The sequence below is a fragment of the Pontibacter sp. H249 genome (assembly GCF_037892465.1).
Classification (GTDB): Bacteria; Bacteroidota; Bacteroidia; order Cytophagales; family Hymenobacteraceae; genus Pontibacter.
Map to the genome: position 1 here is coordinate 39764 of NZ_JBBKTR010000011.1, position 12289 is coordinate 52052.

At 48.6% G+C, this 12289-nt stretch carries 19 protein-coding genes and 1 other RNA gene; 5 read left to right on the forward strand and 15 right to left on the reverse strand.

Annotated features, from left to right (window positions below):
* The 13 genes from WG943_RS13930 to WG943_RS13990 all read right to left on the reverse strand — a co-directional run bounded on the left by WG943_RS13930 (position 1) and on the right by WG943_RS13990 (position 5961).
* Positions 1-168 (reverse strand): hypothetical protein, encoded by a 168-nt coding sequence (locus WG943_RS13930; protein WP_340409901.1) that lies wholly within the window; start codon positions 166-168, stop codon positions 1-3.
* Positions 165-1043 (reverse strand): hypothetical protein, encoded by an 879-nt coding sequence (locus WG943_RS13935; protein WP_340409903.1) that lies wholly within the window; start codon positions 1041-1043, stop codon positions 165-167. The genes WG943_RS13930 and WG943_RS13935 overlap by 4 nt, the downstream gene beginning before the upstream one ends.
* Complete coding sequence (locus WG943_RS13940; protein WP_340409905.1) at positions 1040-1969, reverse strand: hypothetical protein; 930 nt, start codon at positions 1967-1969, stop codon at positions 1040-1042. Before WG943_RS13940 ends, WG943_RS13935 begins: the two co-directional genes overlap by 4 nt.
* A gap of 116 nt (positions 1970-2085) precedes the next feature.
* Positions 2086-2298 (reverse strand): hypothetical protein, encoded by a 213-nt coding sequence (locus WG943_RS13945; protein WP_340409906.1) that lies wholly within the window; start codon positions 2296-2298, stop codon positions 2086-2088.
* Between the two features lie 66 nt (positions 2299-2364).
* A complete protein-coding gene (locus WG943_RS13950; RefSeq protein WP_340409908.1) occupies positions 2365-3153 on the reverse strand; it encodes a recombinase RecT in 789 nt (262 codons plus the stop codon).
* Positions 3153-3395, reverse strand: a complete 243-nt coding sequence (locus tag WG943_RS13955) for a hypothetical protein (protein ID WP_340409910.1) — start codon at positions 3393-3395, stop codon at positions 3153-3155. Before WG943_RS13955 ends, WG943_RS13950 begins: the two co-directional genes overlap by 1 nt.
* Position 3396: 1 nt before the next feature.
* Positions 3397-4269 carry a PD-(D/E)XK nuclease-like domain-containing protein gene (locus WG943_RS13960; RefSeq protein ID WP_340409912.1) on the reverse strand — a complete coding sequence of 291 codons (873 nt, stop codon included), beginning with the start codon at positions 4267-4269 and terminating at the stop codon, positions 3397-3399.
* 22 nt (positions 4270-4291) lie between these two features.
* On the reverse strand, positions 4292-4519 hold the full coding sequence (locus tag WG943_RS13965) for a hypothetical protein (protein WP_340409914.1): 228 nt from the start codon (positions 4517-4519) through the stop codon (positions 4292-4294).
* 98 nt (positions 4520-4617) lie between these two features.
* Positions 4618-4875, reverse strand: a complete 258-nt coding sequence (locus tag WG943_RS13970; RefSeq protein ID WP_340409916.1) for a hypothetical protein — start codon at positions 4873-4875, stop codon at positions 4618-4620.
* A gap of 28 nt (positions 4876-4903) precedes the next feature.
* On the reverse strand, positions 4904-5083 hold the full coding sequence (locus WG943_RS13975; protein WP_340409918.1) for a hypothetical protein: 180 nt from the start codon (positions 5081-5083) through the stop codon (positions 4904-4906).
* Between the two features lie 14 nt (positions 5084-5097).
* Positions 5098-5388 carry a hypothetical protein gene (locus WG943_RS13980; RefSeq protein ID WP_340409920.1) on the reverse strand — a complete coding sequence of 97 codons (291 nt, stop codon included), beginning with the start codon at positions 5386-5388 and terminating at the stop codon, positions 5098-5100.
* Positions 5389-5404: 16 nt separating this feature from the next.
* On the reverse strand, positions 5405-5686 hold the full coding sequence (locus WG943_RS13985; RefSeq protein WP_340409922.1) for a hypothetical protein: 282 nt from the start codon (positions 5684-5686) through the stop codon (positions 5405-5407).
* 17 nt (positions 5687-5703) lie between these two features.
* Positions 5704-5961, reverse strand: a complete 258-nt coding sequence (locus WG943_RS13990) for a hypothetical protein (RefSeq protein ID WP_340409924.1) — start codon at positions 5959-5961, stop codon at positions 5704-5706.
* Between the two features lie 254 nt (positions 5962-6215).
* Here WG943_RS13990 and WG943_RS13995 point away from each other — a divergent pair, with 254 nt between their 5' ends.
* From WG943_RS13995 to WG943_RS14015, 5 genes are all read left to right on the forward strand, one after another.
* Complete coding sequence (locus tag WG943_RS13995) at positions 6216-6920, forward strand: S24 family peptidase (protein WP_340409925.1); 705 nt, start codon at positions 6216-6218, stop codon at positions 6918-6920.
* Positions 6921-7245: 325 nt separating this feature from the next.
* Positions 7246-8130 (forward strand): DUF4236 domain-containing protein, encoded by an 885-nt coding sequence (locus tag WG943_RS14000; protein ID WP_340409927.1) that lies wholly within the window; start codon positions 7246-7248, stop codon positions 8128-8130.
* A gap of 45 nt (positions 8131-8175) precedes the next feature.
* Positions 8176-8502 (forward strand): hypothetical protein, encoded by a 327-nt coding sequence (locus WG943_RS14005; RefSeq protein ID WP_340409929.1) that lies wholly within the window; start codon positions 8176-8178, stop codon positions 8500-8502.
* A 93-nt stretch (positions 8503-8595) separates the two neighbouring features.
* Entirely contained in the window at positions 8596-9456 is an 861-nt protein-coding gene (locus tag WG943_RS14010; RefSeq protein ID WP_340409931.1) for a HipA family kinase, read from the forward strand.
* Positions 9457-10314 (forward strand): hypothetical protein, encoded by an 858-nt coding sequence (locus WG943_RS14015; protein ID WP_340409933.1) that lies wholly within the window; start codon positions 9457-9459, stop codon positions 10312-10314.
* Between the two features lie 36 nt (positions 10315-10350).
* Here the strand turns inward: WG943_RS14015 and WG943_RS14020 are convergent, their stop codons facing one another.
* Together WG943_RS14020 and ssrA are read right to left on the reverse strand one after the other, a co-directional pair.
* Positions 10351-11667, reverse strand: a complete 1317-nt coding sequence (locus WG943_RS14020) for a tyrosine-type recombinase/integrase (RefSeq protein WP_340409935.1) — start codon at positions 11665-11667, stop codon at positions 10351-10353.
* 186 nt (positions 11668-11853) lie between these two features.
* Positions 11854-12224: a transfer-messenger RNA gene (ssrA, locus tag WG943_RS14025) on the reverse strand.
* Positions 12225-12289 lie beyond the last annotated feature (65 nt).

Below are 12289 nucleotides of genomic sequence, written 5' to 3' on the forward strand. Positions count from 1 at the left end.
CTAGAAGAGAACCTTTAACTGATTCAGATCGCGCAGGTGCTGTCTTTTGGCGGCTGCTACGGCTAAGTACTTATCCTGCGTGTGCTTTACCTTGGCGCTGGTTGCTTTCCTGGTCAGGAGATTCACCTGCCGCTTCAGTTCATGTATCTTGGTGGTGATGTCGGTCATATCTCCAGCGTTGAAATATCCGTTTCGTTAAATGCCAGCAGCTCCAGCTCCGCTTTCATGATGCGCCGGCGATAAGCACCCTGCGCCTTCTGCTCAAACATATTGTCTGAGAGCGCCACGCCCTTTTCAAGGCTGGCTTTATAGGCTTTGAACTGGATCTTCTTGCCTGGCTCAAAAGCCTCCCCGCTGGCGATGGCTGCATTCTCCGTCCGGGTCCTCTCTTCATGGTAGATCTCCCACATCTTCTCCGATGGCATGGAGAAGGCTTTGGCTTTCTTGAAGCGATCATAGTAGCAGCCTGTCAGGTGCGTCAGGTCGTCTTCTGTAAGCGCATCGGATGCGGCTTTCTCCACGCCTTCCTGCAGGAAGCTGAGCGGCTTGTAATCCCTTTGCCTGGGCAGCTCTTCGATCCGGTTGCAGGTCTGGATGGCTTTGGCCTTGCAGTCATTCTTGTAGACTCTCAGCCAGGAGCTGATCTGCTCAATGTTCAGAAAAACGATGTCGGTCGGCTTCACCTTCAATTCCCCGCGGGCACCCATGCTAAACACCAGGTCCACCTCTTCGATGGTGTAGTAGCTGTAGCGTTGACGGAGGAGGCGGTTTAGGTCCCCGAGTAAAAGCGTCTGCTCTTCTGCAGCCCCCCACTGGTGCTTGTGCCCCAGCAGCAGCAATGCCTTATTGAAGGCGCGGGTAATAACCATATCCAACTCCGCATCGTTGACTGCGCTCACCTTCCTGCCGTTCATGGCTTGGATGATTTGCAGGTCAGCAGGGGTGGTCTTCTGAGTGGGCAGGAAGGAGATCAGGCTGCCGGCGCTCTGGTACTGCACCACGCCTGCGCTCTCCGGATGTTTTATAGTTAAAGCTGTGCTCATATTCTGTTCCCTTCCGCATCGTAGGCCACCGCTGAAAGCACCTGCTTGGCGATGTCTACACGCTTTTCGAATTGTGATTGTACTGATTGATGATTATTTGTAACTTTTGTATCAGGCGTTCGTAAGATTCTTCGAATCTCAACCAAGTGGTTGTGTATCTGAATGGGCTTCAGCCTGTCCCGATGGTAGTTCTTAGGGTGTTGCCAGCCTGAAAGGATGTACACAAACTCTTGATAGGCCTTTTCCTCATCCCCATCAAATACAGCAGCCAAATCCTGCTGTATTTTTTTTACCCCATTGAACAGCGAGGGATTGCGCCACGAGTGGGGCGGCTCCTCCCCGTTGTTCTGATCCTTGTAGAACTGCCACCAGGCGTCTTTGTACTTCTGGTACCAGGCATGGTGGCTCTCTTCTTTTTCTTTTTCGGCGCAACCTTTTTCTTTTTCTTCTTTCGGTTGTGCAGGGAAAGCAGCACCATCCAAAACGTTGCTTTCAGAAGGACCTGAAGCGCCAGCTTCTTTATCTTCTTTAGTAATGTTTGGTTTAGTTTGGTTTAGTTTAATGTTGTCTGAAGCGTTAGCTCCCGAAAAGCTTACCTGTTCTTGCCCGAAAAGCTTACCTGTTCCTGTCCTAAAACCTGTAATTTTTACAGGTTTTAGGTTGTAAGAAGTAAGTATCCTTCGGCCTTTATGCGAGTCGAAGTCCAAGAGGCCAGCTTGCTTGAGCGAGTTGCGGGAGGCAATGAGCGTCTTCTCAGATATGCCGAGCGTGCCGGTGATATATCCGTTGGAGTGCTTGAAGGGATTCTTCCAACCTAACGTGTTGCATGTATGCACCAAATAGAAATACAATGCTGTTTCGTTACCGGTGAAGCAATGCTCCTTATTAGCCTGCCAGAAGTTGTTTATTAGCTCTATATAATTCATTCCGCTTTTCTTCTTTCATTTCTACCAATGGGCTTTGCATAGGGGTCGGGCACCTCAGGCACTTCATGGGCACCGTAAGCCGCTGCAGTCTCTGCCTCGATCTCCTCTGCAGCCGCTCAATGAACTGCCACAGCCTCCACCGCTCCGGGTACTCCTTTTCCATTCTCAGCCTCCTTCTGCAGCAAAGCCTCCTGCTCTGCCTCAATTTTCTCTTTCCGATCCCGCAGCCTTTTCTTCTCGGCCCGGCTGTTGCTGGCCAGGAAGCGGGCGCGCACCCGGCACCAGAGGATGCTCAGGTACACGAACCGCTTATGCTCTTCCGGTGTCACGCTGTCTTGGTTTGCGGCATCCGGCCACCGCCAGGGCTAGCCGGAGCCTGTTCATGAACCTTTTCATCAGGCAGCGGCTTCTTCTTGCGCCTCTTCCAATGCCTGCTGCTCCGTCACGTCTTCATGTTCATCGAATAGGGCCGAGGCATTGCTTTTGGCTCTGGCTGCCCGCTCTGCCTCGAAGTCAATGCCGTTGTTTTGGTTGTCCAGCTGCAGGGCATTCACCACCGCTTCGCTGATCTCCGACTTCGGCAGGTACTTGTAGAGGCGCTTAACCACGGTCTTCTTCCACATCTCATCCTCATCGGTTTTCCAGCTGCCGTCATTCTTCTTGCCCATCTCGGAGCGTGACTTGATGGCGTTCACCTGGTCGGCACGCATGAACTCAAACTGGTAACCACCTTGCAGTAGAAAAGCCACGGCATACACGCCTATCTTTCGGCCTCGATCTCCCGTTACTTCCGGCTTATGGTCAATCTTCGGGTTGGTGCCCTGCTCGATGTAGAAGTAGTCATGCTCATACACCACCTCGGCATAGATATTCTTCACGCTGCCGGCATCCGTGAGCACCTTGATCAGGCCCATGTAGGAAGGGTCCAGGATGCACTCCCCTTTGCGGGGTACCAGGTAGGCCAGCTTTAATACCGGATTTAAGGTAAGGCCCGTGAGGGCGCAGTTGATGATGGCGTTCTTAATGCTCTCCGGGTTGGTCTTAGCCAGGAAAGCATTCTTCTGCAGGATCTGCAGGGCAAAACCGGCTTCCTTCTGGAAGCTCAGTTTGTTACCCTCTACTGCCTCGAACCTGGCTTTGGCTGAGGCGATGATATCTCTTGGTTGTTTGACGATGTTGCTCATTATTGTTTCTCTGAATATTCACCTATAGTTTTCATCACGTCACGCCCTTTGTCTTGCAGGAAGTTGGATCCTTCTACTGTTGCCATTTGGATACAAAATGGGGCTGCCCATTCACGCACAGTTATCTCTCCAATCTCTGAAAAGAACTGCGCCTGCTCATCTCCGTCCATATTGCAGAAAAGCCTAGCAACTTCATAAGGCGTGATGTCTAGTTCAATCTCTTGGTTAGTCGTGTATTTCATGTTACAGTTTCTCCTTATAGGCGTAAGCCGGTAAATCCAATTCAATCACTCCCTGCGCCTCTTCTGGCGCATACATCTCATAGCCATGGTGCAGGCCGGAATTCAGCGCCTGGGTGTACTTATCCAGCGCCAGCTGGTACTCGTAGCGGCCCTGCGCCATGAAGCCTTCGGTTGGTTTGTAGATGGCGGCGGCATAGGGATATTCCTTCTCCTGCGCCACGAAAACAAAAAGCCTTTCCTCCTGGGTGGCATGCTCCAGCACATCGCAATACAGGGCTGCCTGCAGGTGGTAGCCGTAGTTGGCGGCGGCTCTGCTGAAACCTTCCGGTGAGGCATCCTCGCATGTCTTCAGGTCCACGATGGCTTTCGACTTGAGGTAGTCGGGACGCACTTTCACGTTCACACCGGCATAGTCCACGTAGTGCGATACCTCCGCTGTGCCTTTGGAGAAGAGTTGCTTGATACTGGCATTGGAGAACAGGGCTTTGTGCATGTCCATCAACTTCTGGTAGTCATCCAAGGAGAGACATATCTTGCCTTCGTTCAGGGCCTCCTGCTCTGCGCGCCATTCCTTGTATAGTTTGGTGGCTCTTGGATTGGCTCCCCCGATTTCTGCCACTTTCTCGCAGTCGTTCAGGCAGTAGTATTCCTTTTCGAATTGCTCCGGTTCCAATACCAGGGTATGGTAGGCAGAACCGAAGACAAGCGTAGAAGACTGCTTTTGCGGCGGCTGGTTGAAGTAATGGAAGACAGACTTCTTGTTGATCAGCTTCAGGCCGGATGAGCCGATAAAGTTAGTCTGGGCGTGGTAATACGCGTTGCTGTCTTTCTGAATGAGGCAGGCAGTGCCTGCTAACTGTAAAGAATCTTGCATGGTCAGTTTTATAGTTTAGGTGTCAATAATTGATAGGTTGGTCAAAGGTCAATTGCATTACATAGCCGAAGCTGTATAGTTCGCCTAGGTAGCCTTTCATTCTAGCGTCCATAACTTCAGGGTCTTCCAGCGCCACTGATGGCACGAACACAATGCGCGAAGGCACATCTAGCTTGAATGTTTTTTTTACTTCTCTATGGAGATAGTATCGCCTCTTTTTGTTGGCAGGGAGTAAGCTTTTCGGTTTCATGATTTATATAAGTTATCGGTACAACTCTCTTACAATGCTTGGCATGTCGCGCAGCTTGCCGATGTAGACGGCAGGCGCTGGCACCTTCACTTTCGCGCTCATGCGGTCACCCTCCTTCTCTCCGCCAGGTAGGCGCCCATGGCCTGCTGGCGCTCATCGGCCACCCCGTAGGCGTACATGCCCACAGCAATCATCGGGGCACCTCCCACCATGCCGAAAACAAAGCAGCTGGTGAGCAGGTCAGTATCGAGTTGAGGGTTCCAAACGGCCAGCATTCCGGCTGCAATGGCAAGGGTTATCCCGGTCAGCCCCAGCGCCGCCAGCGCCAAAGCCTTTAATTTTGCTTTATGTAACATGTGTCTATAAGGGTGTGAGTGGGGTTGCTTACTGGATGTAATGGCTCAGGTCATAGCGGCGCTTCGGTGCCGCGTGTATCTCGTAGAGCGTGCTGTGCCCCAACTCCTTCGTTATCTTGGCGGCACGCTTCCGGGTGGTGTAGGTCGGGTGATCGGTAGTGGTTAGCACCACGCCATCCGCTGTCTGGTATTGCACTCTCTTGCTCATGGCAGCCTGTGTTATCAGTCGTAGGAAACAGCCATGCTCTGGCAATCGACGTAGCCCATGCCCACCTTCACCAGCAGGTCGAAGTGCTCTTCCCTGGCCTTTGATGGAATGTGCCGGCACTTGGCTAGCTCGATGTCCTTTTTCTCGATGTCCACCAGCACGAGCGCCTCCTCTAAAGACATCGCCGGCCTGCGCCTTTTGCCAATCTCCTCCAGCAGGCGCTCCCTGAAAAGGGCTGTCAGGCTATCGACCATCTCCACCTGGTGCTGAGGTAGCTGTTGTGTTTGCTGTAGCGTTGATTCCATGATTCTCTTTATGATGTTATGCTGACTGTCTCAGCGTTATCTCCACTCCCACATAGTTCCTGCTGATGAAGTCGATAGCGTCTTCCCAGTTGATGCGGTACTCGTAGGTGCTCACCTTGAAGGCCCGCAGGTACAAACGTTCACTCGGATCGCGCTTGATGTTGCGCAGGATCGTTTCCGTGGAGCAGTCCAGCTGCTCTGCCAGGTAACTCGGCTTGATGCCCAGCTGCGGCGGGATGGAGACTGTCTTGTGTGGCGTTAGCATAGGATATAAATATTTTATCTTAACTATATACAATTTACAGCGTACAGCAGCTATGCTACCTTGTCCTGACCTCTGGTTTCGCGCAGGTATGCCATGCGCTCTTCATACAGCGTAGGGTACTTTTCCTTGGCTAGTATCTCGATGTACTTCCAGTACTTGGATGTAGTGCGCTCTCCCAGCACCACATCGGATATGGTGGCGCGTTGAGCGGAGTGTCCGTCTGCTTGCGCCATGCGGATCACGCGCGGCAGGTACGGCTCTGAGTCCAGTAGCTCCCTGATTGGTGGCGGTGTTGAAGTTTCAGTCATTTTAATTACCTTTAGTCGTTGTTGTTGTCGTTATTGATTCAAATATACGCTCAATTGAAACTAAAAGTCAATCAAATTGAGATAAATATTTTCAAATTGAGATAAATATTTTTTAAATGTCTATAAATAAGCGGATTGAAGAACTGATTAGTTATTTCAATTTGAACCCAAAATTGTTCTCGGAGAGGTTTGGTGTTAATGAATCGAACACTAGAAACTACATCTATAGAGGTAGCATGCCAAGTGCTGATTACTTGGAGAAGCTATTTATTTCAATAGAGAACCTTAATAGTGAATGGCTTCTTGCTGGTAAAGGGGCAATGTTTAAGGAAGATCAACCTTCCGCACAGGCACCTTCGATTATAGAGAAAGAGAAAATTGTAGTTGCAACTCAGGATGTAAGCCACAATGTGACAATCCCAATTGTAAATCAAGAAGCGGCTGCTAATTATCTTGCTGGTTACCAGTCACAAGAGTTTTTTGAGGAGCTAGCACCTATGACTATGCCTCGGTTTATGCTAAATGGCGGACAAAATGCAGTTTTTCAAGTTCGTAATGATTCAATGGAGCCCACCTTCTTTGACAGCGAGTATGTTATATGCACTAAAGTCGAGAAAAGCGATTGGCAGTACATCAACGATTTGGAGGTGTTTGTTGTAGTCAGCACTACTCACGGTGTTCAGCTGAAGCGCGTGAAGAATCGTTTGAAAACGAGAGGGTTTGTGCGATTCAGGTCTGACAACCGACAGCATAGAGACTTCTCTCTAAATGAAGATGAGATACTTGAATTGTGGCGCTTTCAATGGAAGCTTTCCCCATTTGCGATAAACCGAGCGGAGGAGCTTTACAAGAAGGTGGATGATATGGAGGAGAAGGTTCAGGAGATGGAAGACATTATTTCTTTCATGGCTAAACAAATGGGCATCAATCCTAAGAATATTACCAGACTAAATAGATAATATCCCGAATATAGCCTCCTACTATATTATTTTTTTACCATTTAATTTTCTCTATACATTAATACCTATTTATGAAAACACTTTACAAACTTACCCTTGCCGCTGTTGTTAGCTGCGGCTTATTATTATCATGTGGAGGTGACTCTGATCCATCCCCCACTACTAGTACACCTCGAAGTGGAAGTGGGAGTGGTGGAGGAAGCGGCTCAGGAAGCCAGAGTTGCGGCTCCTACAATAGCAAACCCCTTTATAAGGGTCCAGATGGCGGTTGCTACTATATCAACTCTAATAACAACAAAACTTACGTTGACCGCTCTAACTGTAAATGCTAATGGGCTTCCGTTTCAGAAAGAGCGTAAAGCTGATGCAAGGCGTCAGGCTTAACTTCAGTAAGTCAGGGATAAGCACATCTGTGGGGAGGCCTGGGGCTACAGTTAATTTTAGCAAAAGAGGCACGCGAACTACGGTAGGCATACCGGGTACAGGGCTTTCTTACTCCAAATCAAGCAGCAGGCGCTCCTCTAATAATGCGGCGCGCTATTATGCACCGAGCAATACACCCAAACCCTTTTCAGAACCCGGTTTCGGTTTTTTCTCGATTGTGCTTATCCTGTTAGCGTTGATTGTGGCAATTAGCAGCTTTGGCGCTATTGAGAAAGATGGGAATTTAGCTATTGGCTTGGGTTCCGTTGTATTTATAGGGCTGCTCATCTTCCGGGTAATGAACAAAAAGGCCAAGTACAGAGCCGCAATAACCGCTCAATTGGTTAAGGAAGCTGAGGAACAGGAAGCCCTCGAAGCAGAGCAGGCTAAGGAGTACAGTACTCGCATTGCCTTGATACAGGAGAGATTCAATCAAAACCTACTATCATCTGATGGTAGGGACATGTATACCCAGAGAGCAACAGAAAGATCTATTACTCTAAACGACCTTGATCTTCACTTAGAAAGAGCAAGGGTTAAACATGAAAGGATAAACACCATATTGACCAAGTATGGCGATGAGGTTGGAAACAAGATACTAAAAGAAGAATTCTGGATTGGCATGACTAAGGAGCAGGTTATAGATTCTAAGGGCAGGCAACCTGACAAGATCGAAGTCGAAGCTCTCAAAACTAAAACAAAGGAAACCCTCATTTACGGCAATAAGACCAGCGGAGATGTTTTTGTAATCGAAAACGGTACTGTTGCCAGGTTTAAGGATCGTTAAATAGAAGAGCTCCATTTTGAGCAGGACATCAACCATAGCTAAACAATGTACGACAAAGAAGCTGTAAGGAAGCGCTTCCTGGAGGAGGTGGAACGACTGGTTTCTACAGGCGTGGCACGCTCCTACGCCCAGGTGGCGGAAGGCTGCGGCCTGAAGTCCTACCACCTGTCTGATGTCCGCAACTCCCGCACCGATGTCAGCCTGCAGGTGCTGGCCAGTTTCGTACAGGCCTACCGGCCGCATGGGGTAAGCTATGGTTACATATTGGATGGTGAGCGGGAGCAGCCTGTGATACCCCAGGCAGCCATACAGCAGGTAGAGAAGGCAAGGCAAGAGCTGGATGCAGCACTTAAAACATTAACCAATCCATGATCCTACTCCAACTCCTCTGGTACCACTGGCTGCTGATCGCCCTCGGCTGGGCAGTTGGGCTGTGGATCATGTCCAAGGTGTTCCCGGGGAGGCATGGTGGAAGGAGGAAAAAAGAAAATAATTCTAAAAGGAATAAAACCTAAGTATAAATTGTTACCTCTATATAAAGCTGTATCTCTTCTAAACCCTGTAATGGGTGGAGGTTCAACCCGGCCTTGGTTAGCTATGGTAAAAACTCCGTATGGGTTTGATAGCTATGTTCTGAAACTGTTTAGCGCACAAGATACCGCTCAGTTACCTTATTTAAATAAAGAAGTGTTTGCTTCTGTGATAGCTGAGGAACTGGATATTCAGACACCGCCACCAGCTCTTATAGAGTTAGATAAGAACTTTATTTCAACTCTAGATGATAAACAGCGGGAAAGGGTATGCAGCCTTGATCGAGACATTGTCTTTGGGTGTCAATTTCAAGATGGGTACAATGAATTTGGCCCGGCATTCAATCCTAATAACTTTGGATTCGTACATGCACAAACAATTTTTGCTTTCGACGTTTTTATTAGGAACTTTGACAGGCGAAGAATAAAACCGAATCTTTTATTGACTAACAATGACTACATGTGCATTGATCATGACAAGTCACTCGAGATCAGTAAAACATTCGATGAGTATATTGACTTAAATGGATGGGAAGTTTTTGCCAATGAAGGTGACACTGGACATCTTTTCCACGGACACTTAAGGGCAGAAAGAAGGAAGGGTAAAGGAGTAGATTTTTCGGAGTTTCAAGAGTTACTCAAAACATTTAACACAAGGGCATTAGAGGCTACTGTTACGTGCTTGAATGATCATGGAATTGATACTGAGGACTTCTATGAAATCCAGAATTACTTACAGGAAATAACTGGCGCTAAGCCAAAATTTTTTAAATTACTAAATCATTTAATAGGATAGATGGACGGCAAATTCCAATATAGCGTTTTGAAGTACCGCCACTCCTATGCTATAGGCGAGGTGGTGAACCTAGGCATTCTCTTTCTTTTTGAGGATGGCGAGGTAGCTTTTTCATTCCCCAATAAGCTAAGCCGCCTGTCTCAAATGTACAGCCATGGCTTATCTTTGAACTTCATTAAGAAAACCCTTGCTTCATTTGATACTCGAGCGAACAAACTCAATAGAAGCCGAGAGGCAATAGTAGGGTTAGAAAACGATCTTTCATTCATTATCGGGCAATACTTCTTGCCTGAGAATGCATCATCATTATTCTTTTCCGATACCTGCAAAGGCCTATTCGATGATAAGGAGGCAATTATAGAATACTTCTCTAACTTTTACCTTGGGTGGTATAATAGCAGATCGGAAGAGAAGAAGGATGATAAGTACATTGTAGATAAAGTTAAGTCCTTTTTAAAAAATGAGTATTCTCAGGAAGTAGAGAAGAAGATGAGGCTTGACCTTGTTTTAACAGATAGTAAAAATCTGGTGTCTGAGAAGTTTGAGTATGGCTGGCAGAATGGAACCCTCCATCTAATTACCCCCATAAGCTTAGACTTGGCAAATGAGCAGTATTATGATACAAAGGCACTTAAATGGAGAAGCTTACTAGGTATGTTTAAACCAGAGGCAGATTCTAAAGGCATCAAGTTTGATATCTTAGTCGCTAAGCCAACAGAAAGAAGTTTATTTTCTAGATATGATAAGGCAATGAAGGTAATTACCGACTCGGATGCTCCTATAACAACATACGAGGAGGATAAATATGATGAGTATTTAGATCTTGCAGCTAAGACTGTTCTTAGCAAGAATGAATAACAGAAAATAAAAAGAGCGGCCCACCAGCCGCTCTTTTTATTTCATTTCCACCTTCTCCCAGGCATCTAATAATCTCTCTGCTACCTCCACCGGGTTATAATGCGAATACCTTTCTGTCACATCCCGCCCCTTATGGCCCAGTAGCTTCTTCACCAATGCAGGATCCTTGCTCACAGCCAGTACCCTGCTGGCGCCCGTATGCCGGGCATCATGCGAAGAAAGCACCTGGTGCAGCGGCACCTGCGTTTCCTCAATGTGGCCACCGCCCAGGCTTCGGGTCTGTCTCACCAGCCTGGTTAGCTTCGCCTCCGCTGCCGCATCCTTCAAATACTCGTTATACTTCTGCAGGCTGATCTTGCCGGACCTGGTACGCAGCACCGGTATGCCATCGTGCTCCTCCATCAGCTTTGCCGCCACCGGAGGAATTGGCACATACACCGTATCACCTGTCTTGCCCTGGGTGGCATTGATCACCGTCACCTCCCCGTGCTTTGGCAGCTTTACTCTTTCGAAATTAGCCGCCTTCAGTGAGGAGATATCACCGAAGCGAAGCGCCAACTGGCACTGGATCACAAACGTATGGGCCGCCCTTCTAAGGGATTCCTTGCTATAGTTTGCATCCCTGAGCTGCAGCACTTCCTCCCAGGTAAGGTCGTACTTGGTGGCCACCTCGCCGGCTCCAACCACCAGCCACTCGTAAGGCAGGCCTGCCTCCTTCATAGCATTGCGGAGCACCTTGCGGTAGCGCTGCACCGTGGAGAACTGCACCTTGTAATCCTTATGGTTCAGCACCCACTCCTCAAAGCCCTCCACGGTCTCATCGTTGAGCTGCTCCGGCCGGATATTGGGCATGTACTCTTCCAGCTTATCTACCACCTGCTTATAACTGCGGGTGTAGTCTTCCACCTTGCCTTTGCGCCTGGCTCTTTCCTCCGGATCCTTGATGCCGCGCAGCTTACGCTCCACGTATTTCTCCGCCCAGCGCTCCAGGTACTGCCGCACGGTGCGCGGCCCCTCCTTCTTCTTCAGCTTTTTGCTCAGGTTCGGATTGATCAGGCCTGCCAGGTCTACCTCTGCCAGTGACCTGCCCTCCTGCTCTGCCTCAAAGTATGCCGTGTGGATCTTGTCGTTAAGCTCCCGCAGCTTCCTATTCCACTCAATGGCGTAGGGATGGTCAGACTTGAGCCACTTATTGACGACCGTGCCACGGGGCACTTTCTTGCCACGGAGCGCCCAGTACTTCGGCTCGACAGATAAGTGAGTAGAGGCGCGGAAATCTCCCGGGTGCACCCTCACGTAGATCGGGGAGATCGGGGATTTTGCGCGGTGCAGGTAAAAGGTAACGTAGATCATAGCGTGTGCTTGTGACGTGATTGTGACGCAGCATTTTTGCAGTAGTGCCATAAACAGTAACGCAAGTTGTGACGTACAAGTTACGTTTTACAGCCCTTACCACACCTGCTACCGACACGCTAAATTACACAAAAACCCATAAAAACAAAGCGCCAGCCCCTATGGTGGGGGCTGGCGCTTACATTAAAGTGGAGATGCAGGGATTCGAACCCTGGTCCAGACAAGGAAACCGTCGTGCCTTCTACATGCTTAGACGCTAGTTGGATTGTAGGGAGCTTGCGGGCCTAGGTCAAGCCTATGCGCACTCCTTAGATGCTTAATTTCGCCTGTGCACCGCACCTTTACACAAACTAGTAAAACGGATCGAAGCCTCTAATGTGCAAGCAGTTTCACGAAACCTGCACGAGACTATGGCAATTGCTTAATACCTAGATTAAGCAGCCATGGCGTAATTAGATTCGCCAGTTATTGTTCGAACGAATTTTTAACAGGTGGCACGTTCATCACCCGACATGCTTACACGCAATCTGCACAAGCTGTCAATTCCGGTCATCCCCAATAAATAAAGAACGAATTCTTGTTTTTTATACTTCAAGAAGTATGCCACAAATGTATAAAATTT